The sequence below is a fragment of the Amycolatopsis sp. NPDC049868 genome, from assembly GCF_044461365.1.
Taxonomy (GTDB): domain Bacteria; phylum Actinomycetota; class Actinomycetes; order Mycobacteriales; family Pseudonocardiaceae; genus Amycolatopsis.
The window spans coordinates 128,418-147,621 of the sequence record NZ_JBITKV010000011.1; the positions used below are offsets into that span (position 1 = coordinate 128,418).

20 protein-coding genes and 1 pseudogene are annotated in these 19,204 nt (G+C 67.8%); 5 read left to right on the forward strand and 16 right to left on the reverse strand.

All coding sequences use genetic code 11. The features are described from left to right. Window positions 1–156: 156 nt before the first annotated feature. The 9 genes from ACIBTM_RS34930 to ACIBTM_RS34970 form a co-directional block, all read right to left on the reverse strand. The gene (locus ACIBTM_RS34930) at window positions 157–1,755 is read right to left on the reverse strand and encodes an MFS transporter (protein ID WP_395881416.1); all 1,599 of its coding nucleotides are present in this window, start codon (window positions 1,753–1,755) and stop codon (window positions 157–159) included. Then, window positions 1,718–2,266: a MarR family winged helix-turn-helix transcriptional regulator gene (locus ACIBTM_RS34935; protein ID WP_395881417.1), complete on the reverse strand. Its 549-nt coding sequence runs from the start codon at window positions 2,264–2,266 to the stop codon at window positions 1,718–1,720. Before ACIBTM_RS34935 ends, ACIBTM_RS34930 begins: the two co-directional genes overlap by 38 nt. Continuing rightward, window positions 2,263–3,225: an arginase family protein gene (locus ACIBTM_RS34940; RefSeq protein ID WP_395881418.1), complete on the reverse strand. Its 963-nt coding sequence runs from the start codon at window positions 3,223–3,225 to the stop codon at window positions 2,263–2,265. Before ACIBTM_RS34940 ends, ACIBTM_RS34935 begins: the two co-directional genes overlap by 4 nt. A 42-nt stretch (window positions 3,226–3,267) precedes the next feature. Beyond that, a complete protein-coding gene (locus tag ACIBTM_RS34945; RefSeq protein ID WP_395881419.1) occupies window positions 3,268–3,852 on the reverse strand; it encodes a GNAT family N-acetyltransferase in 585 nt (194 codons plus the stop codon). A 30-nt stretch (window positions 3,853–3,882) separates the two neighbouring features. Next, on the reverse strand, window positions 3,883–4,389 hold the full coding sequence (locus ACIBTM_RS34950) for a MarR family winged helix-turn-helix transcriptional regulator (RefSeq protein ID WP_395881420.1): 507 nt from the start codon (window positions 4,387–4,389) through the stop codon (window positions 3,883–3,885). A gap of 107 nt (window positions 4,390–4,496) precedes the next feature. Beyond that, a complete protein-coding gene (locus ACIBTM_RS34955; protein ID WP_395881421.1) occupies window positions 4,497–5,963 on the reverse strand; it encodes a saccharopine dehydrogenase C-terminal domain-containing protein in 1,467 nt (488 codons plus the stop codon). Next, window positions 5,960–7,114 carry a type III PLP-dependent enzyme gene (locus tag ACIBTM_RS34960; protein ID WP_395881422.1) on the reverse strand — a complete coding sequence of 385 codons (1,155 nt, stop codon included), beginning with the start codon at window positions 7,112–7,114 and terminating at the stop codon, window positions 5,960–5,962. The genes ACIBTM_RS34955 and ACIBTM_RS34960 overlap by 4 nt, the downstream gene beginning before the upstream one ends. Next, the gene (locus ACIBTM_RS34965) at window positions 7,111–8,001 is read right to left on the reverse strand and encodes a dimethylarginine dimethylaminohydrolase family protein (protein ID WP_395881423.1); all 891 of its coding nucleotides are present in this window, start codon (window positions 7,999–8,001) and stop codon (window positions 7,111–7,113) included. The genes ACIBTM_RS34960 and ACIBTM_RS34965 overlap by 4 nt, the downstream gene beginning before the upstream one ends. A gap of 45 nt (window positions 8,002–8,046) precedes the next feature. Then, window positions 8,047–9,186 carry a hypothetical protein gene (locus ACIBTM_RS34970; protein WP_395881424.1) on the reverse strand — a complete coding sequence of 380 codons (1,140 nt, stop codon included), beginning with the start codon at window positions 9,184–9,186 and terminating at the stop codon, window positions 8,047–8,049. A 342-nt stretch (window positions 9,187–9,528) separates the two neighbouring features. On the opposite strand from ACIBTM_RS34970, the gene ACIBTM_RS34975 reads away from it, so the two are divergent. Continuing rightward, a complete protein-coding gene (locus ACIBTM_RS34975) occupies window positions 9,529–10,374 on the forward strand; it encodes a methyltransferase domain-containing protein (RefSeq protein WP_395881425.1) in 846 nt (281 codons plus the stop codon). 1,024 nt (window positions 10,375–11,398) lie between these two features. Here the strand turns inward: ACIBTM_RS34975 and ACIBTM_RS34980 are convergent. The 7 genes and pseudogenes from ACIBTM_RS34980 to ACIBTM_RS35010 all read right to left on the reverse strand — a co-directional run bounded on the left by ACIBTM_RS34980 (window position 11,399) and on the right by ACIBTM_RS35010 (window position 16,701). Beyond that, window positions 11,399–12,334 (reverse strand): ABC transporter substrate-binding protein, encoded by a 936-nt coding sequence (locus ACIBTM_RS34980; RefSeq protein ID WP_395881426.1) that lies wholly within the window; start codon window positions 12,332–12,334, stop codon window positions 11,399–11,401. 12 nt (window positions 12,335–12,346) lie between these two features. Then, on the reverse strand, window positions 12,347–13,054 hold the full coding sequence (locus ACIBTM_RS34985) for a class II aldolase/adducin family protein (RefSeq protein ID WP_395881427.1): 708 nt from the start codon (window positions 13,052–13,054) through the stop codon (window positions 12,347–12,349). A 12-nt stretch (window positions 13,055–13,066) separates the two neighbouring features. Beyond that, window positions 13,067–14,236, reverse strand: coding sequence for an LLM class flavin-dependent oxidoreductase (locus tag ACIBTM_RS34990; protein WP_395881601.1), 1,170 nt, complete (start codon window positions 14,234–14,236; stop codon window positions 13,067–13,069). Then, a complete protein-coding gene (locus ACIBTM_RS34995; RefSeq protein WP_395881613.1) occupies window positions 14,233–14,574 on the reverse strand; it encodes a hypothetical protein in 342 nt (113 codons plus the stop codon). Before ACIBTM_RS34995 ends, ACIBTM_RS34990 begins: the two co-directional genes overlap by 4 nt. 76 nt (window positions 14,575–14,650) lie before the next feature. Further along, window positions 14,651–15,274, reverse strand: a pseudogene (locus ACIBTM_RS35000) (LLM class flavin-dependent oxidoreductase); the annotation flags it as partial. Beyond that, complete coding sequence (locus ACIBTM_RS35005) at window positions 15,271–15,711, reverse strand: hypothetical protein (protein WP_395881428.1); 441 nt, start codon at window positions 15,709–15,711, stop codon at window positions 15,271–15,273. The pseudogene ACIBTM_RS35000 and the gene ACIBTM_RS35005, both read right to left, overlap by 4 nt. Before the next feature lie 249 nt (window positions 15,712–15,960). Next, window positions 15,961–16,701 carry a hypothetical protein gene (locus ACIBTM_RS35010; protein ID WP_395881429.1) on the reverse strand — a complete coding sequence of 247 codons (741 nt, stop codon included), beginning with the start codon at window positions 16,699–16,701 and terminating at the stop codon, window positions 15,961–15,963. Between the two features lie 335 nt (window positions 16,702–17,036). Here ACIBTM_RS35010 and ACIBTM_RS35015 point away from each other — a divergent pair, with 335 nt between their 5' ends. The 4 genes from ACIBTM_RS35015 (at window position 17,037) to ACIBTM_RS35030 (ending at window position 19,188) form a co-directional block, all read left to right on the forward strand. Continuing rightward, window positions 17,037–17,360 (forward strand): RNase A-like domain-containing protein, encoded by a 324-nt coding sequence (locus tag ACIBTM_RS35015; protein WP_395881602.1) that lies wholly within the window; start codon window positions 17,037–17,039, stop codon window positions 17,358–17,360. Further along, window positions 17,347–17,664 carry a contact-dependent growth inhibition system immunity protein gene (locus tag ACIBTM_RS35020; RefSeq protein WP_395881430.1) on the forward strand — a complete coding sequence of 106 codons (318 nt, stop codon included), beginning with the start codon at window positions 17,347–17,349 and terminating at the stop codon, window positions 17,662–17,664. The genes ACIBTM_RS35015 and ACIBTM_RS35020 overlap by 14 nt, the downstream gene beginning before the upstream one ends. Before the next feature lie 571 nt (window positions 17,665–18,235). Continuing rightward, window positions 18,236–18,817, forward strand: coding sequence for a helix-turn-helix domain-containing protein (locus ACIBTM_RS35025; RefSeq protein WP_395881431.1), 582 nt, complete (start codon window positions 18,236–18,238; stop codon window positions 18,815–18,817). A 68-nt stretch (window positions 18,818–18,885) separates the two neighbouring features. Next, entirely contained in the window at window positions 18,886–19,188 is a 303-nt protein-coding gene (locus tag ACIBTM_RS35030) for a hypothetical protein (RefSeq protein WP_395881432.1), read from the forward strand. The last annotated feature ends 16 nt before the right edge of the window (window positions 19,189–19,204 follow it).

Consider the following 19,204-nt stretch of genomic DNA (forward strand, 5'->3'; position numbering starts at 1 on the left):
GGCGCCACGCACCCGCTCGTCTCGGTCAAGCCAGATCTTTCGTTCAGTCTCGCCGTCGGCTGCAGCTGCTCATGCGTCGTCACCTCAACGAACAAGCCGTTCCACTCCGGGTGGCGGTAACGGGGTAAACGACCGGTCCGTCGGTGGGTCGATGTGTCAGGCCGACGAAACGGGGCCGTTCTGTTCGAGGGATTCCTGGTTGTCGCTGGGTGGGATGTGTCGCAGGACGATGGCGGCCATGACCGCCAGAGCGAGGATGGCGACGCCGGTGACGACGGCGGAGATGTTGAGCCCGGCGGTGAACGCTTCTTTGGCCTGCGCCAGCAGCGGCGGAGGGACCTGAGGCGTGGACATAGCCCCGGCCAGGCTCTCGCCGACTCCGGGCACATCGGTGACACGCATCTGGTTGCGGTACACCAGCGTGGTCAGGCTGCCCAGCATGGCGACCCCCATGGCGACGCCGAGTTCCTGGACGGTTTCGGACATCGCGGCGGCGGATCCGGCCCGGTGGGCTGGTGTGGTGCCGACCACCAGATCGGAGCCAAGTGCGCCCACCGAGCCGAACCCGAGGTATACCAAGGCGAATCCGCTCACGATCAGGCCGATGCTCCCGGGGCCGCGCACCTGGGTGAGCAGCACGTAGCCGAGGACGGAAAGGACGAGGGTGCCCGAGACGACGTAGCCGGGTCGCACGCGACGCGCGAGCAGGGGAGCGCCGATGGCGGCCACGACCATCGCCAGGGCAGGTGGGCCCATCCACGCGCCCGCGGCGAGCGGGGAGAGCTCTTCGACGAGCTGCAGGTGCTGAGTGACCAGATACAGCGCTCCGCCGACGCCGACGAGGCCTACGAGCAGTACGCCCAGGGCGGTTCCAGAGGAGCGATTGGTGAACAGCGCGACGTCGAGCATCGGGTCGCTCAGGCGGCGCTGGCGGCGGACGAAGGCGACGGTGAAGACCGCGCTGGCCGCCAGGGTGGCCGTGGTCTGGGTGTCGAAGCCGTGGGTGGCCGCGTGCTTGATCGCGTAGACCAGGGGAAGGATCGCGCCCAGCGAGAGTGCGACGCTGAGCAGGTCGACGCTCCCGGAGCCGGCGGCGCGGTACTCCGGGAGCAGCACCGGCGCGGTCAGCAGGACGAGTGCGGCGATGGGAAGCGCGAGCAGGAACGCCGAGCCCCACCAGAAGGACTCCAGCAGTACGCCGCCGACGAGCGGGCCGGCGGCCATGCCGAGGGCGAAGGTGGTCGCCCACACGCCGATCGCCAGTGCTCGTTGGCGGGTGTCGGTGAACATGTTGGTGATCAGGGCGAGGCAGGAGGGCATGAGTGTCGCGCCCGCCACCCCCAGCAGGGCTCGGGCCGCGATGAGGATCTCGGCGCTGGGGGCGAAGGCGGCGACGATCGAGACGACGGCGAACGCCGCGGTGCCGATCATGAGAAGACGGCGGCGGCCGAGACGGTCTCCGATCGCGCCCATGGTGACGAGTAGCCCGGCGATCACCAGTCCGTAGGAGTCGAGGATCCACAGTGCTTGGGTGCCGGTGGGCCGCAGGTCGGCTGAGAGGGCCGGAAGGGCGAGGTAGAGCAGGGTCACGTCGAGCCCGAGCAAGATCGTCGGCAGGGCGAGGACCCCGAGACCCGTCCATTCCTTCGGCCCGGCCCTGCTCGAGTGGATGGTCCCTGTTGCCCGTGCGTTCTCCGACACGACGGACTCCTTCCGATCAGGTCGAACGTTCGTTCTCCGACACCGGCAGCCCATCGGGGGCGTCGGGTTCCATGGCGACGACCGCTGTCTCCACCGGGCAGCGCGACGGCGGGCAGGTGCTGATGTCGCAGAGCCGGCACACCTCGTACCCGCGGGACGGGTGGGTGATCATCGCGGTCAGCATGCGTTCGAGGAGGCGGTCGAGCACCGCGCGCTCCTGCTTGCTCGTTTCGGGAAGCAGATGCTCCAGTACCGAGCGACGGGCGGCGAGGACGCGGCGTGCTTCACGGTGACCCGCATCGGTCAGCACCACCGAGGTCGTCCGGCGGTCTTCGTCGAGATTGCGCCGGACGGCGAGTCCGTCGCTCTCGAGAAGATTGACCACGCGGATCGTGGCCGGGCGGCTGACGCCGAGGAATCGCTGCAAGGTGCTCATGGTGAGACCTTCGTACTGAGCGGTCATGGCCAGCGTGGCCGCGAGCGCGCCACTACGGCCGGCCGCGGTTTCGACGGCGGCCGCGAGTTGGTCGTGCACTCCGGTCGCGACTGCGCCTAGCAGATTCATGGTGCGGTCCGTGTCGGTAAACATGACGTCATGTTCGCCCATCTGGCGTGGGTAGTACGGGCCAGGGAGCCGAACCAGTCGACGATGCGCCGCGCGCCTGCTCCGTCGGGGTCACGATCCGGGTCGTAGACGCAGACGGTGATGCCGACGCACCCCGGCTCACCGAGCGCGGCGGCGGCGAGCTCGCCGAGCTGGTTCCAGCCCAGCCCGCCCGGCTGGGGATAGCTCACCGCGTCCAGGGCTTCGCTCGACAACACGTCGAGGTCGATGTGCAGCCACCAGCGCGCCGCGTGGGCGCGGATGCGGGCCAGTGCCTTCCGGGCGTGCTCGGCGGCGCTGAGCTCTCCGGCGGTGAGCTGCCGCGCGGTGATCAGCGGGATCCGTTCGGCCACTGAGGGGACGTCGGCGGCGGAGGCGATCTCGTCGCCGTCTCGGGGGCCCAACGCGACCACGGCGCTTTCGTCGAGCACGGGGAACTGGGATTCGAGCGACGCCGGGAGCTGTTCGCGATGCTGCCCGAGGAGGAACCCGAGTTCGCTGTCGGCGGCCTCGCCGGTGTCGGACTCGTGGGGTGGCCAGGCGTCTTCGTGGCCGTCGATGAACAACAGCCCGACCCGGTCGTCGCCGAGCGCGTCCTGGGCCCCGCGCAGGCAGCCAAGCAGGATCGCGCAGTCCCCGCCGAGTACCAAGGGCCGGTCACCGTCGCGCAGGGTCTCGGCCACCGCCGCGCGTGTGGAGGCGGTCACGGCCTCAAGCCCTGGCAGGGACCGCAGCCCCGAAACGCCGTCGCGGGCCGCCGAGGCGCCGATGGCGACGTCGCCGCCGTCGGTGACCGGCTCGTCGGGCCCGAAGGCGGCACGCAGCCGTTCGATGAGTCCGGCCTCGCGCAGCACCTCCGGCGCCGAAGCTTCGTGGTCCAGCCGACCGGCGGAGCTGAACGGAGCACCGATCACTCGCATTTCCGTCTGCCTCCTCACGTGATGGTTCGCGGACCCCGGTGGTCAGGCCAGGTCGCGTCGCACGATGACCCGTCCTGGCGAGGGACGTTCGGTCTCGGTGAACCCGTGCCGCGTGAACAGGTCCACGGTGCCCATGTGCAACTCCCCGGAGGAATAGCTGCGGTGCCCGGAATCGGTGGGGTAGGCCTCGAGGGTGTGCGCGCCGTGTCGTCCGGCGTGGTCGACCGCGGCGGCGAGCAGCCGGTCGGCGAGGCCTTGGCGGCGATGCCCGTTCTTGATGTAGAAGCACGGCACCGCCCACACGCCGTCGTCGTCGGGCTCGTCCGGGCGCAGGGTTCGCGAGCCGCGCAACCGCACATAGGCGGGCCGCGGCGCCACCGCGCACCACCCCACCGGGCTTCCGCCGCGGTAGGCCAGTAGTCCGGGCACCTCGCCTTCTCGCACCAGACGGGAGAGCTCGGCTCGTGCGGTCGCGCCTCGCATCCGGTCGTACTCGGGTCCCGAGGGCGCCCGCCAGTACATGCACCAGCACCCCTCGCAGCCCCCGTTGTCGCCGAACGCCTCCACGAGGTCGTCCCACCGGTCGCGCTCGACCGGATGGATGGTCACGTCGTCCTTGGCGCTCATCGGCTGCTCCTCTCGATCGGCGGAAACCGTTCAGGACACCGAGCTTTCGACGGGACAGTCGGCGGGGGGACATACGGAGTAGTCACAGAACCGGCACACCCGATCCGCGCGGGACCGGTCCTTGACCAGATGAGCGAGCACCGGCTCCACGGCCTCGGCCACGACGGCGCGCTGGGCGTCGCTCAGCGGGGCGAGGACCCTGGCCACCACTTCGCGGCGCCGTGTCACGACGTCCGTGGCCGCGGCGCGACCTTGAGCGGTCAACCAGAGCGAGACGGCACGCTGGTCGGTGGTGTCACGGCGGCGTTCGACCAGGTTCGCCGCGACGAGCCGGTCGACGAGGCGCACCGTGCCGGAGCCGGTGAGCCCGATGACCCGGCCGAGGGCGTCGACCCGGGCTCCCGGCGCCGACAGCAGCGTCGCGAGCGCGGCCGCGCCGACCGCCGACTGGCCGGCGACGCGTGTGCTGCCCGCCTCGAGCTCGTCGGACAGCGCCACGACGAGCGCGGCGAAGAGGTTCGCGGTCCGGTCGTCCATGGGTCCCATCATATATATGACTGACGCAGTCACACAATTTGAACGGAGTGGTCTCGGGACGAAATCGAGCGCGGACAGCAGGTCTGACCTGCTGTCCGCGCCCGAATTCACGAAACGAGAATGGTGGAGAACTGCCAGGGGTCCTCCGGTGGGGACACGCCGAGGTAGTCGTCGAACGGGCCCGGCCCGGTCGCCTGCGGGGTCCAGTCGCCGCGTACCGAGGGGGTGGGTCCGAGATAGGGCGCGGCGATACCGAGGATCTCATGGTGATCGAGGTCGTCGGGCCTGCACAGACCCCGCCGTGGGTGGCGCACGGCGGAGAACACCGCCGCCAGCACCGAGGCCGCGACCTGCAAGGTGGTGGCGTTCTGTCCGGGCACCAGCTTCCGGGTCTCCTCGATGGTCAGCTGCGAGCCGGTCCACCAAGCCCCGAGGTCGTGACCGAGCAGCAGCACGCCGAGTTCGTCGGCGCCGGAGACGATCTCGTCGGTCATGATCCGCTGGCGCTCTTGGAGCCGGAAACCCCGCATCTTGCACTCGTGCACCGAGGCCAGTGCCGCGTCGGTGGGCAGGTAGGCGTAGTGCACCGTCGGCCGGTAGACGACCGTCCCGTCGTCGTCGGCGACCGTGAGATGGTCGCTGATCGTCACGGCCTCGCCGTGCCGGATCAGCATCCCCTCTATCGGCCCGGACAAGGGCACCCACGAGCGCACCCAGGTGGCCATACCCGGCCGTGCGAGGCAGATCTGGTTGCCGGTGCCGTATTCCGGGACCACCGCCCCCGGCGGCAGCTCACGTTCATGGGTGCCCCACCCGAGTTCGGCGGGAGCGACCCCTTCCTCGTAGAAGCCCTCGACCGACCAGGTGTTGACGAACTCCTCGGGCTCCTTGGGCAGCGATCCGATCTGGGTGTCGCGCTCGGAGATGTGGATGGCACGGGTGCCGGTCTCCATCGCGATCCGCGCGTGGTCGGCCTCGCCCAGCGCCTGCTCGATCCTGAGCCGTCGCCGCGGGTCCTCGACGCCGTCCTTGAGCATGGCCGTGGCGACGTCTTCGAGCCCGACCTTGGCCCAGTGGCTCACCAGTCCCGGGTTGGCGCCGTGCTCGATGATCGCGGTCGGACCGTGGTCACCCCAGTCCCGGCTCAGGCGCCGCAGCGCGTGGTGGCGGGCGTAGAGGGTCTTGTCGGTCGGATGCCGGGCGTTCATGTCGGCGTAGGGATCCCATTGCTCGACCGAGGTGTCGACGTAGAGCACGTCGTTGTCGTGACACCAGCCGATGATCTCTTCGGTCCCGATGTTCCAGGTCAGGTTCACCAGCACGTCACCGGCACCGACTTGTTCGGCGAGCGTCCCGGCGAGGTTCTCGGGGGTCAGTTTCCGCTGGACGAACCGGCAGCCCGCCGCGAGCGTGTCCGGGATCTCCGAGCGCCGGTCGTTCATGTCGAGCACGGTCAGCCGGTCGTGGGGCATGTCCAGATGGGCGAGCAGCAAGGGCTGCAGGCACTGGGACACCGAACCACAGCCGAGGACCAGCACCCGTCCGGGAACGGAAAGGCGTGCGTGTTCGGTCATGATCCGCCTCCGATGCAATGGGTCGGCAACGGCGGGAAACCGTTGAAGCCGATCGAGGAATAGCTCGCGGTGTAGGCACCGGCACTGAGGAAGTCGACCCTGTCACCGATTTCGAGCTCCTGGGGCAACGCGTAAGCGGCGTCGCGGTAGATCACGTCGATGCTGTCGCAGGTGGGCCCGGCCATGATCACCGGCTGCGTCGGCCCGCCGCGCTCGGTCTCGACCCGGTACTGGATCGCCTCACCCTCGGTCTCGGCGAGCCCGCCGAAGCGGCCCGCGTCCAGATAGACCCAGCGGTCGGCGCCCGCGAACGGCTCGCGCACCGAGACCACCTGGGTGCGCAGCACCCCGGCCTCGGCACTGATCGAACGTCCGGGCTCGGTCACGATCCGCGGCCGCCGCGCACCCGGGAACCAGCGGCCGAGTGCCTGCTCGATCGCCTGCCCGAAATGGTCGATCGGGAGGACCGGTTCGGCGTAGCGGGCCGGAAAGCCACCACCGAGGTTGAGCATCTCGAGCTCCACGTCGTTGGCTCGCAGCTTTTCGAATGCCTCGGCCGCGGCGGCGATGTTGGGTTCCCATCGCGCCGGCTCGAGCTGCTGGGAGCCGACGTGAAAGGACAATCCGTAGGGGCGCAAGCCCCGCTCCGCCGCGAGGGTCATCAACTCCACGGCGTACTCGAGCGAACAACCGAAGTTGTCGCCGAGACGCCAGCGTGCTCCGGCGCTCTCGCTGAGCAAGCGGCAGTAGACAGCCGCCCCAGGGGCCGCTTCGGCGATCTTGTCGAGCTCGCGCACATTGTCGAACACGAACATCGACACCCCTCGCCGATGGGCGTAGGCGATGTCCGCGCTCTTCTTGATCGTGTTGCCATAGGACAGTGAGCCGGCATCGGCTCCGTTGCCAAGGCACAGGTCGATCTCGGCCCGGCTCGCGACGTCGAAGCAGGCTCCCAGTTCCACGAGCAGGCTGATCACAGCGGGTTCCGGGCTCGCCTTGACCGCGTAGTACGGCGTCGCGTACGGCAGCGCGGCCTGTTGTTCGCGGAAGCGCCGGGCCACCACGTCGAGGTCGAGCACCAGGCAGGGAGTAGGCGGATCGTGGTCGTGGAGCCACCGCGCGATGCGAGGGCTGAACGCGGCCACCGTCATCCGACCACCTCCGCGGTGAAGGGGGCCGCCGCCCGGTCCAGTTCCACGTCGAGGGCCAGGGTCAGGCAGCGGCAACCGCCGCCCGCCTTGCCGAACTCGGAGACATCGCAGACGGCCGGTTCGAAGCCGCGGCGCTCGAGTTCGCGGCCCAGCCGCGGTGTGCAGTGCGGCATCACCACCGTGCGCCCGGCCACCACGGCGTTCGCGCAGAACGCCGCGCCTTCTTCCGGCGTCAGGACCACCGGGTCTTCGAAGCGTTCGGACAGCGCGCCGCGACCGGCGGCGGTGAAGGCCTCCGGCAGCACCATCGCCGTCCGATCGCCGAGCGGGCAGAACCCCAGATCGACGTGGTAGTAGCGGGGATCGGTGAGCTCGAGCTCGGTCACGGACCAGCCGTTGCGTGTCCGCAGGGCGGCATAGGCCGCCGCGGAGGACCGGGTGCCGTGGCCGACGACGAGCCCGCCGTCGAACGCCAATGCGTCACCGGCACCTTCCTGCGGCGCGGCGGGCGGCGGTTCGACCGTCCAGCCCAGTTCCTCGAACCGGTCGCGGACGTGATCGATCTCCGGGGCGCGTTGGGGTTTGCTCATCCGTGCCGGGGTGAACGTGGTGCCGTCGACGATGCCGGCGTTGGCCGTGAAGACCATGTCCGGCAATCCCGGCACGGCCGGAACGGTCCGTACCTCGGTGCCCGCTTCCTCCAAAGTGGACACCAGATGTTCCCACTGCCGCCACGCCCGATCGAAGTCCACGCGGGCGTCCGGGTCCATCCAGACGTTGATCGAGTAGGTGACATCGAAGTGCTCGGGCGGGCACATCAGCACACTGCGGCCCCATCCGAGACCGTCTTCTCTTGCCTCCTCAGGCGCTTTGGACGTCGGTGTCATGCGCCATCCTTTCCTGTCGATTCGGCGTATTTCGGCGTCGTCAGCTCAGTACTCGAAGAGCTCTTTGTTGTGCGCCACGCGCGGGGGCCACGGGTTGTGGTACCGGGCGCATTCCTCGATGGGATGTCCGTGGAACAGCCCGTAGTTGACGTGGTCGGGCGGAAAATCCTCCGTGGAGATGTAGTCGAGGATCAGATACGGCCAGACCTCCGCGTCGACCTCGTCGAAGGATTCGTGCACCGTCCGCGCGTCACTGGTGACGTCGGTGGGCACGAGGACGTCGGTGTGATAGACGGCGGAGTAGCGGGTCGGATCGAAGTTGTCCGGGATGTAGTGCGGTCGCTTGCGTTCGGGCGCCTCGCGGTGGCCGTCGGTGTTACCGTTGTGCCAGCTCGCGCTGGGCATATGGGGGCACCCGATGCCGCCGTTGCCGATCGACCGGAACGCGGTCTCGCGGACGAAGTCGGTCGCGGCCTCGAACGAATCCTGCAGCCCCCGCCTGGCCAGCGAGTTCGCGTAGTGACCTGGCGAGTTCATCGAGAACATCAGGCCACCGGGCAGGCGCCGATCATGGTTGACCGTGCGGTGGGCGCCGGAGTAGAAGATGTTGCAGCCGGCCTTGAACACGGTCAGCACGCCGTCGGAACGGCGGAACGGGACGGCTTCGGTGTAGATCACGTCCCTTTCGATGGGCGCGTGTTCGACCAGGTAGAGGTTCGACAGCTCGACGCAGACGTCGACGAGTTCCTTGCCGGGCCGGGCGTAGGCCAGTCGCCTGCTGTTGACCATGATCAGGAATCCGCTGCTCTCACCGCGTTCGGCGCGATCCTTCCATGCGCGGCGTTCTCGCTGGATCTTCGCCGCGACGTGATCGCGGCCCGCGTCCAGGTCTTCTTCGCCGATCCAGCACAGATTTGCGCCGAGTCCTTTGGGGCCATCGGATCCCTGCATCGCCAGGCGTCCGAACAGGCACGGTTGCTTCTGGCCGATCCACTTGGACAGCGCAGCTCGTTTGTCCTTTTCGGACACGCCGGGTGCGAGCAGTGTCTCGTGCGCCAGTGAGATGTCGTCGCCCAGATCGACGTCCGGGCTCAGCTGTGGGAGCTGATCGATCACTTCGCGCAATGATCGTTCTGTTGCCGGTGTTTCCCGCGTGTCGGCCAATGTCGTCATCAGGCTGGTCATGGTGAATTCATCCTCTCGTCGCCTCGGTTTTCCATCGGTTGGCCGGGGGTTCGCATCAGGGAATACATCACCCGATGGCCACCGTACTGGGTGAATACGTCACTCGCTGACGTGAATACGACAGGCATTTTCTTGGTGATACCGCCAGTAGAGTGGAGTACCCACGGTGAAAACATGTGGTCCAGACCTGCTTAATCCGAAGCGAAATCGCGCCATGACAAGGAAAAACCAGGATTACGAAGAGCGAGCACCCACTCTTCAGCGCGCGGACCTTGACATGGTCGGGCATGGTGGAGGCATCGTCCCTGGTCGAATACCAAGCAAGATGCGGAGGAACTCACCATGATCACGGAAACCGCCTCGCAGAAAGCTCAGACGTATTACGAGCAGGCCGAGGCCATGTACGTCAGCCTGTACGGGCCGAACTTCCACCACGGTTACTGGCCGGTTCCCGACGACGGCACGACTTACGAGCAGGCGCTGGACAACCTGACCGACCAGATCATCAACCGGGTCGGGGCGGGACAAGGGGACCGGGTACTCGATCTCGGCTGCGGTATCGGCGGACCGGCGATCCGGCTCGCCCGCACGACCGGCGCGCACGTGGTCGGCGTCTCGAACGTCGCCACGCAGATCGAGCGGGCCACCGCCAGGGCGAGCGCCGAGAACCTGGCCGAACAGGTCAGGTTCGAGCAGGCCGACGCGCTGGAGTTGCCGTTCCCCGACGAATCGTTCGACGCGGCCATCGCCATCGAGTCGCTGATCCACATGGATCGAGCTCCGGCGTTGAGCGAAATCGCCCGCGTTCTCCGCCCCGGCGGCGTCTTCACCGCCGCGGACTTCTGCCTCAACGCCACTGTCACTCCCGCGCGCCAGCAGGTGCTCGACCGGTACCGCGATCTCGATTCACTCGGCTCGTTCCACCGGTTCGACGAGTTCGCGCCGATGCTGCGCCGCGCGGGCCTGGAGCCCGTCGAACTTCTCGACGCCAGCAGCCATGTCGAGAAGTCCGTCAAGATGTGGTGGGAGCGAACCGAAGCAGACCTTGAGAACCTGACGAACCAGTACGGCACGCAAGAGCTGGACGACTTCATCGGCCTTTTCGACGACGTCATCACCCATGGCGGACCGGAATATCTGATCTTCACCGCCCGCAAGCCGCTCAGCCCGCGCCCGCTGCGGGACTGACCATGATCGTGCATGAACCGCGCCTGTCGGCGTGACGGAGCAGGAGTCGGTGGCTCCCGGTGCGGTCGACCGGTTCGTGAACTGCTGCGACCTCGAAGCCGGTGCCGGTCGGCGGGAAGCCATGGCAGCCAACCTGAGCGGAGGGCCGACACCGCGACATGCGAGAGGGGTGATCAACGTGGTCGCCGACCGCGCTCGGCTGTTCGATGTGGACCTGCGGGAGCCAGTCCAAGCAGAACACCTGGCGCCGCTCGCCTTGGCAGTCCAAGGAACCCGATCGTCGAAACAGACGGCCGGACACTCGGCTCAGGGATGGCTACGGCCGAGGTTGTCCGGCGACACCGAGTCGACGCTATGGTGCGCGATCTAACGGCACAGGATGCGACGCGGTCGGCGCGAACATGTGCCGGAAATTGGGCGATCCAGCGGAAGTGGCCGAATGAGGTCGAGTGTGCCGGTCACGTCGGACTGGCCGAACGCACTGGCACCACAGTGCGCAAAGTATCGTCGGCGCAACGAACCGCGGACCGACCCGGCGGTTCCAGTCGGTCAGTTCACCGGCAGCATTCGTCGGCCTCCGGACGGGAGAGCAGCGCTCAGTCGATGGATGGTCTGGGCGGTGACGCGGCACCAGATCGTCTTGCCAGAGGCGTGGTCGTCACGATGAACACCCCACGCGTCGCTGATCTAGTTGATCCGGTGCATACCGTGTCCCCGAGGCTCATGGCCACGGCTGCAGAGCCATTCGAGCAGATTGGCGGGCGCACCGTGGTGGACGACGGTCTCGTTCGCCTCGTTCGCGTTCCTGGACGGCAGCGCCTCCACCGGCTCCGGCCAGACCGAACAGGTGCCCACCGCGGAGCAGGCGCCCGGCCGAAGGCCCTGCGGTCGCGGTGGCAGGACGCCTTATCCACGCCCTTGAGGTGGATGTCCAGGCGGCGCCCTGCCGACGTCGATCCGGTTTCCTTGCCGTCGACGGTGTTCACGAACTGCCGGTACCTTGCCCACGTCGTCTGCGGCAGGGTTACCGGGCCGCTTGCGGAGCCAGCAGATCGTTGAGCCAGGGCAGGACCGCGGATCGTGGATCGACCGATCGGGGCAGGAGCCCGTTGGCCGCCAGTAGTTCCGCCGCGTGGTGCTGTTCGGCGAGGAATTCTTCGGTCACCGGGTTGAGCCCGAACGGGCGGCCGCGCAGGGCGTGTTCCCAGCGGTCCAGATCGGCCGCGGAGGTTGTCCCGGCGTCTTCGGCGAAATAGCGGGCGGCTTCCCTGGGGTTGGCCGCGATCCAGGCGTCGGACTCCTGCAGAGAGCGGACGATTTCGGTGAGTTCGTCGCGGTGGTTCTCGGCGAAGTCGCGGCGGGTGAACCACAGTGAGGGATGGCTGAAGAGGCCTTCGGTGTCGATCAGCGTCCGGACAGGGTTCTCCTGCTCGACCGCGGCCAACGCCGGGTACGCCCCGACCCAGGCGTCCAGGTCACCGGACCGGAACGCGGACGGCCCGTCGTGCACCGACGTGTCCACCGGTTCGATATCGGACCAGGTCAGCCCGGCTCGTTCGAGGGCGAACAGCAGGAGTGTGGTCTGCCAGGACCCGTGCGCGATGCCGACGCGGCGGCCACGGAGGTCGGCGACAGACCGGATGGATGACTCCGGTTTGACCACCAGCCTGCCGTTTTCCACCCGTGGCCCGGAAATGCCGACGTAGACGAGGTCGCGTCCGTGGGCGAGCCCGGTCACCGGTGGGGTGAACCCGGTGCCGATGAAGTCGTACCCGCCCGGTTCGAACAGCCAATCCGAGTGCAGGGTCGGCAATGCGGTCTTCGGGTCGGCCGGCGGTTTCGCGGGGAGCGTGCGCAGATCGACCCATTCGACGCCGGGCAGCCGCCGTTCCAGGATGCCGCGGTGACGGAGGACGAACAGTGAATTGTTGTGCGGGAAGAACCCGACTCGAACGGTCATGGTGTGTGCTCCTCAGTGTTCGGGGATCAGGCCGAGGCGGCGTGCCTCGTCGACGAGTCCGCTGCGGCTCCACTGCGCGACCAGGTTGGTCGGGTCGAATTCGACCGATCCGCCCAGTCCTTCGGCGATCGCCTGGAACTGCGCGCCTTCTTCGAGCAGCACGATGAACTTCGCGGTTTCCAGCAGGCCGTCGCGGCCGAGGACGTTGACACCGCCGTTGGCCTCGAAGATCGCGACCAGATGCGGGTCCTCCCGCAGCCGGTCCAAAATGAACTCGCTCGCGGGACGGCTGCGGTCGATATGCGGCGGGATCTCCCGCGACAGCGTGAGCCGCTGGGACGCGGCGTAGCGGATGGGCAGGGTGCGGTGGGTCTGGGCCCATCCGCCGAGCCATGGCGTGTGGACGTGCACCACCGTCGTGATCTCCGGGTGCTCGCGGAAGACCTTGCTGTAGCCGCCGATGAAGCCGGCGCGGCCGCTGCCGGACAGCACGGTGCCGTCGAACGTGGCGACCACGGGTTCCACTTCACGGTCGTCTGCCCAGGGGCCGGGCTCGTTGAGGGCCACGGCGATCTCTTCGCCGGGCACCCGCTCCACGAAGTTCACGGTGCCGTTCGCCGAGGTGGTGCCGGTCTCCCGGAAGACCCGGAACGCCTTTTCGGCGTCCTTGCGGGCTTTCTCCACGAACTCGGAGATGGCCGAATCGAGTGTGCTGGTCATCATTTCTCCTGGTCAGGCGACGAACGCGGGTTCGCGCGGGGCGGTGGGGCGGGTGAAGCGGGAACGGCCGAGCAGGGGGAGGACCTCTTCACCGACGCGGTAGGCCTCCTCGAGATGCGGGTTTCCGGCGAGGATGAACGCGTCGACACCGAGGTCGAGTAGTTGGTCGAGGCGCTCGGCGACCTGCTCGTAGCTGCCGACGAGCCCGAACGCGGGTCCGCCGCGCAGGAGGGAGAACCCGGCCCAGACGTTCGGCTGGACCTCGACGTCGCGGTAGCCGGTGATGGTGGACGGCACCCAGCCCTTGATCCGGCCCGCGCCGACGGAGTCGCCTTGTGCCTGCCGGTTGGCGATCGCCGGGTCGACATACCGCCAGCCCTTCTCGATCTCGGCCCACGCGGCTTCCTCGGTGTGCCGGGCGAGGATGTCGATGCGTACCGCGAACTTCGGGGTGCGGCCGAGTTTCGCGGCGTGTTCCCGGACGCCGTCGAACTTCCGCCTGAGATCGGCGATCGGCTCCAGCCACGACAGGTAGTAGTCGGAGTGCAGCCCCGCCGCGTTCACGGCCGCCGCCGACGATCCGGAGAAGTAGATCTCCGGGAAAGGTTCGCCGACGAGGTGCTCCGGCAGCGCGGTACCGCGGGTGGAGAAGAACCGGCCGTCGAAGTCATACGGCTCGCCCCGCCACACTCCTTTGAGGACATGCAGGAACTCCGAAGTGCGGGCATAGCGGTCGTCGTGGTCCACCTTGTCGCCCCACCACAGCTGCGCGGGTCCGCCGCCGCCGGAGATGATGTTGTAGACGAGGCGGCCGCCGGTGGCGCGTTGCAGGCTCGCCGACATGCGTGCCGCCTGCAGCGGGTGCAGGAACCCCGGCTGGAACGCGACCATGAAACGGTAGGTGCTGGTCTCCTTGGCGAGCGCGGCCGACAACGCCCACGGGTCTTCGGTACCGGGGAAGGAGGGCAGCAGCCCGCCGAGGAATCCGGCCGCCTCCGACGCTTTGGCCACGGCGGCGGCGTGGTCGATGTAGGCGTACCCGTCGGGCTCGCCGTCGCGCAGGGCCGGTGCGATGTTGCCGGGGCCGATACCGCCCCAGTCGCCGCGGTTGCGGATCTTCGGGGTGCGCAGCGAGGCGTGGTCGCCGCCCATGCCGATGCGCCAGTAGACATCCACGGTCATGCCTTCGCTCCTGTCGGTGTCCGGCTCGCCGGGTCGGCGAGATGAAGGAGGTGTTCGCCTGCCCGGTGGATTTCTTCGATACCGGGGTGTCCACTGAGGACGAACGTGGTGATTCCGGCGCGCTCGTACCCGGCGAGTCGATCCGCCACCTGCCGGTAGCTGCCGACCAGCCCAGCCGGGGTGCGGTATCCGATGTGGTCGAAGCCGTCGAACGTCGTCCCGTCCGGTGCGCGGGAGCGGACGTCCTGTTCGGTGGCGGCCGGGTGGATCTCGCGCCACAGGCGCAGGACCCGGGCCCACGCCTCGTGCTCGTCCTCCCTGGCGATGATCGGCAGCACCAGCCCGGGCCCGTACCGTCCGGCCGTGTCCCGCGGCGGCGGTGTGGAGTGCGCGGACGGCCGAGGTCAGGTCCGATGTGGACGCGGAGAACAAGTGCACGTCTCCGTGTGCGGCCGACAAGGCGATCGCCTCCGGTGACGCCCCGGAAAGGTGGACCACCGGGAACGGGTGTCCGTCCGCCGCTTCGTCGAAGCCACCCGACCGCACGTGGAAGTACGCGCCGTCGTGGTCGAACTCCCCACCGTCGAATCCGCCAGGTGAGGCTCCGCGCCCGGACCACACGCCGCGGGCGACGGTGAGGAACTCGGCCGCGCGTTCGTAGCGTTCAGCGGTGCCGAGGCGGTCGCCACGCTGCCGGTCGTCTTCGGGATCGGTGTCGACGCGCACCAGCCAGTCGAGCCGGTCGGCGCCGAGGCGCTGCAAGGTCAGCGACATCTTCGCCGCGTATACCGGGGTGGCGAAGGACGGCGTGAACTCCACGGCCACCCGCGCCCGGCGGGTGTGGCGCAGCGCGCCGCCCGCCACGATCCAGGATTCCTCGCCGTGCGGGTCGTATGCGGCGACCACACCGTCCAATCCGGACAGTTCGGCCGCGTCGATCACTTGGTGCAGATGCTCGAAGCCGGCGCGCTGCCACTGATTCGGGTCCGCGCGGCGACCGTCGCCGCGGGTGGGCAGCTCCCACAGGAACCGGGTCATGCCGCCTGCTCGGTTGCGATCAACGCCTTCGCCTGCTCCAGGGGTTCGTGCGCCACCCAGGCGCCGAGGTCGAAGTCGGCGGCGAGGAATCCGTGTGTGTAAAGGAATTGCTTCTGCGCTCCGAGCAGTTCGATCCGCTCGGCGGACAGATCCGGGTGCAGGGTGCGATGGAACCCGTCGCCGTAGGCCGCGACGACACCCTCCGGTCCGGAGAACGTTTCGCGGGCGAGTACGGTGCGGACCTCATCGAGGTGAGTGGCGGCCCAATCCGCGGCGCGCAGGCTCGCCGCGAGGAAGCCCACTACCAGTTCGGGGCGGTGTTCCAGCAGATCGGCGTGCACGGTGATCGGGCGGGGCGTGCCGTTGTTGACCCGGCCCCGGCGGGTGGTGGCAGTGTCGAGGTCGACCGCGACCCGCAGCCCCTTTTCCCGCGCCACCTCGGCCGCCCGGGCGCCACGCGGTCGACGCGGACGGCCTCGAGCGTGCCCTCCGGCTCTTCGACGAACTCAGAAGCGGCCACCGATGACGCCTATCGGTGTGATCATGCCGGACGAACCGCGGTGATCCCGCGGCGGCGCGGGACGAGGTCGAGCGCTGCGTGTCCGGTCGTGTCCACCCCAGCCGCGACCCGGTGCTCCCTTGTGGGCGCACCGAGAGAGTCAGGTGGGTCTGGCCGTCTGGCGGTCTCAGAGTCGCAGCAGCCCCGCGGCGAGCGACTCTCGCAATCCGGCGGGCGGCTCCTGGTAGCCCTCGTCCCACAGTGCACCGGGAAAGCCGCCGGCCTCGAACGCGGTGTTGAGATCGTCGACAAACCAGATCGCGGGCCCCACCTTCCCGTCGATTCCGGGGCCGGGCAGGTCGATGCCGTAGGGCGCGTCGCCGCTGATGTTCGCTTTGTGGAGCTCGTCGGGCGCGTAGTCGAGCTGGAACGGGATGCCGGCGTCCCGGCGCGCGGTGTCCCTGAGGTACGCGGCGTGCCCGGCCTCGTAGTAGGAGCGCGAGCCGCCCCGCTCGGCCCACTCGAGCCGCACCACCAACGGGTCCGCGAGCACGCTGGCCGGCCAACCCGGCAATTCCCCGACGAGCCACACATCGCCCACCTGCCGGATCCACGCGCTGATCGTCATCGGGAACGGCGCGAACGTCGCCTCCAGCCAGTCGGCCAGCGCGGGCGCGCCCGGCGACGGGGGAACGTGGGCCCGACACGGCGTGGCCTCGTCGTCGTTCTCCTCCGCACGGAAGCCCTGCGCCTGCAGCCGCTCAACGAGCGTCTCGACGTTCCTGCGGGCACGGTCGGCGAACTCGCGCGCCACCGCCTCGGCGTCCTCGCGGTACGGGGCGTCGAAGACCCGTAGGCCAAGATTGCGTAGGTCGCGCCATACGTCGTCGGGATCACCGGACACGTACCGCGCGTGGAAGCTCGCCATGGCCATCATCCTTGCAGAGAGCCATTGCGCTCGGCGACCATCGCGATCACTGGCACGACACCACGACCTCGTGCTCTTCGGACGACTCGCGGACGCGGCCGACCGGACGGAGGTCGCGAATGTTTGACCAGCCAGGCAGCCCGGTTCTGACCTCGGTCTGGCCGACCGGGGACGGTCAGTGTGGCGACCCAGTTGAGAGAGGGCGGCTACCACGACGGCACCGGCACTGACACCGCGTTGATGACGGCGGCCAAGCGCGCAGCGACGGGACCAGATCTGCGCAAACCTGGACCAACTGCAACCTCGACATCGACGAACTCAACGGCGGCCACGCCATCGAGAGACACGTCGGCAAAAGCGACCAATACTTGATCGATCGCAACATTCCCAATGCATCTACCTTTCCAGATCTTGACACCGCAAAGCGTGCCGCGACGCATAACCTGAACGAGAACTGGGGTGCGATACAATGGTGGCTCAATAATACAACGAGCATGAGGATTGAGATCGGATCAAATCTTCCGGCTGGAACGTCGGGCCGGGTGTACTCAAGAAGTCAAGGAACCTTTGTTTCGGCAAGGGGAGTGGTTACCGTACTGAAGCGCGATCCGAGCATGCCTGGAGGTTTTTCGATTATCACAAACTATGCAAACCCGTGAGGTATCTGTGCTCGAGTATCTAGTGCGTTGCTATTTTCATGAAGACTACGATCGTGAGGGGGAGAGTCCGATCGATGTAGTGAAGAAGTTTGCCGACGAGGAGCCTTCGGGCTTCTCCCGAGAGTTGCTGTCGGAATTGGAGAGCCTAAAACACAAGGGCTTGACGGAGGAGGGGGCTCGCAGGCTATGGCTTGAACAGTGTGGCGCAATGTACGAGCCGGACCGCAAGGGCGGAATTAGTTACCTGCAATGGTTCGAGCAGATGAGAAACGTGGTTAAGCAACGGCTCGATCGGGAATCCTAGGGTGCGCCATGCGCCTCCGTGGAGCGCTGGGCTATGTCTGGACGAAGACGACAGGTCGTGGTCGGTGACGCGGCGGGTTCGGAACTGGTCAACAAGCCGTGTCGCGATGGGTATTACCTCGCGGCGTCCGTTGAAGATGCTGAGCAGCCGCCAGCCTGGAGGTGCCGCCTGACACGCGATCGTCCGCCAATAGGTGTGCTTCCCTGTTTCCATCCACTCAATCTCCCGTGTGCTTGGCACGCCTCGTCGATGGCGACCCAGTCCACGATCTCGCGGAGCCGCACGGACAGGTCCGCGCCATCGGCCCCTGAGCTGGTCACGTTTACCTCGACTGAAGTCGGGACCTGCAGGATGCCCGCGTCCTCAGCCAAGAACTCCAGGGTGGGCAGCGGATCGGTGAGCCGCACGCTGTGCAGGCAGCCGTACACCGTGAGGCTTGTTCGGTTGAGACGTTATAGGAGGCCATCCCCTACTGGCACTTCCTGCTCGTCGTGCGGGGTTTCAGAAGTCGGTTTTATGCGTCCGACCTGCTGTGACGCGCGCTTCGGCGGGTAGGGCGTGATCGTCGGCCATGTCGTTGCGTCTGCTTTATCTGATCTTCTTTCGGCTGGCGGGTTTGGTGGTGTTGCTCGGTCGTTCGTCGGCGTCGAAGAACGTCGAGTTGCTGGTACTGCGCCATGAGGTCGCCGTGCTGCGCAGAGGCAGCCCGAAACCTCGTCTCGACTGGGCTGGCCGGGCTGTGTTCGCCGCGTTGGTTCGCCTGCTGCCTAAGGCGCTGCGGCTGCACCGGTTGGTCACTCCGGGCACGATCCTGCGCTGGCATCGGCGCTTGGTAGCCGTGAAGTGGACTTATCCGCGCCGGGTCGGCCGACCACCAGTCGACGACTCGATCGCCAGGCTGATCGAACGCATGGCCACGGAGAACCACAGCTGGGGCTACGAGAGGATTCAGGGTGAGCTGCTCAAGCTCGGACACCGGGTCGGTGCCTCGACGATCCGGCGGATCCTGACTGGTCAGAGCCGACAGCAGACTTATGGAACCCCACAGCAGGCCACGTTCGGTGACATGTGGCTCGAGACGGCCCCGAAGGCCATCGGATGCCGCCTTGAACGACTGAAGCCCCGCCCCTCCGAGGAGGAGCAGGGCTTCTGACCTGCGAAAACAGATGGTGCGCGATACTGGGATTGAACCAGTGACCGGCGACCGGCCCAGAAGTGCGGATGCTGTCCCAAGCCGCGCTGGACGGCTCACCCGATCTCATCCGTGTCTATCGTGAAAGCGGTCAGTATGTCGCCGCCCGCCACGACCGAGAGGCAGCCGCACACCAAGCCGCGGTCGCCGGGATGGTGGCGGAGATCACCTCGGTCGCGGCAACCGCATCGCAAAACGCCGAGACCGCCCAAGCTGTCGCGGCCACAGCACGAAACGCCGCGGCCGAAGCCACCGACCACGCGAACCGCGCCAAAGGCTTCGCCGACGACGCACTCGGCCATGCGCAACGTGCCAGAGAATCCGCCAAGTAAGCAGAGGAATCCGCTC

What these genes read in the sequence shown, in the direction of transcription:
- ACIBTM_RS34965 (WP_395881423.1), bottom strand. Translation starts at nt 8,001, where the DNA reads ATGACACCGACGTCCAAAGCGCCTGAGGAGGCAAGAGAAGACGGTCTC.
- ACIBTM_RS34985 (WP_395881427.1), bottom strand. Translation starts at nt 13,054, where the DNA reads ATGACCAGCACACTCGATTCGGCCATCTCCGAGTTCGTGGAGAAAGCC.
- ACIBTM_RS34930 (WP_395881416.1), bottom strand. Translation starts at nt 1,755, where the DNA reads ATGGGCTGCCGGTGTCGGAGAACGAACGTTCGACCTGATCGGAAGGAG.
- ACIBTM_RS34950 (WP_395881420.1), bottom strand. Translation starts at nt 4,389, where the DNA reads ATGGACGACCGGACCGCGAACCTCTTCGCCGCGCTCGTCGTGGCGCTG.
- ACIBTM_RS34955 (WP_395881421.1), bottom strand. Translation starts at nt 5,963, where the DNA reads ATGACCGAACACGCACGCCTTTCCGTTCCCGGACGGGTGCTGGTCCTC.
- ACIBTM_RS35010 (WP_395881429.1), bottom strand. Translation starts at nt 16,701, where the DNA reads ATGGCGAGCTTCCACGCGCGGTACGTGTCCGGTGATCCCGACGACGTA.
- ACIBTM_RS34960 (WP_395881422.1), bottom strand. Translation starts at nt 7,114, where the DNA reads ATGACGGTGGCCGCGTTCAGCCCTCGCATCGCGCGGTGGCTCCACGAC.
- ACIBTM_RS34975 (WP_395881425.1), top strand. Translation starts at nt 9,529, where the DNA reads ATGATCACGGAAACCGCCTCGCAGAAAGCTCAGACGTATTACGAGCAG.
- ACIBTM_RS34940 (WP_395881418.1), bottom strand. Translation starts at nt 3,225, where the DNA reads ATGCGAGTGATCGGTGCTCCGTTCAGCTCCGCCGGTCGGCTGGACCAC.
- ACIBTM_RS34970 (WP_395881424.1), bottom strand. Translation starts at nt 9,186, where the DNA reads ATGACCAGCCTGATGACGACATTGGCCGACACGCGGGAAACACCGGCA.
- ACIBTM_RS35020 (WP_395881430.1), top strand. Translation starts at nt 17,347, where the DNA reads ATGCAAACCCGTGAGGTATCTGTGCTCGAGTATCTAGTGCGTTGCTAT.
- ACIBTM_RS34990 (WP_395881601.1), bottom strand. Translation starts at nt 14,236, where the DNA reads ATGACCGTGGATGTCTACTGGCGCATCGGCATGGGCGGCGACCACGCC.
- ACIBTM_RS35025 (WP_395881431.1), top strand. Translation starts at nt 18,236, where the DNA reads ATGTCGTTGCGTCTGCTTTATCTGATCTTCTTTCGGCTGGCGGGTTTG.
- ACIBTM_RS34935 (WP_395881417.1), bottom strand. Translation starts at nt 2,266, where the DNA reads ATGAATCTGCTAGGCGCAGTCGCGACCGGAGTGCACGACCAACTCGCG.
- ACIBTM_RS35030 (WP_395881432.1), top strand. Translation starts at nt 18,886, where the DNA reads ATGCTGTCCCAAGCCGCGCTGGACGGCTCACCCGATCTCATCCGTGTC.
- ACIBTM_RS34980 (WP_395881426.1), bottom strand. Translation starts at nt 12,334, where the DNA reads ATGACCGTTCGAGTCGGGTTCTTCCCGCACAACAATTCACTGTTCGTC.
- ACIBTM_RS34945 (WP_395881419.1), bottom strand. Translation starts at nt 3,852, where the DNA reads ATGAGCGCCAAGGACGACGTGACCATCCATCCGGTCGAGCGCGACCGG.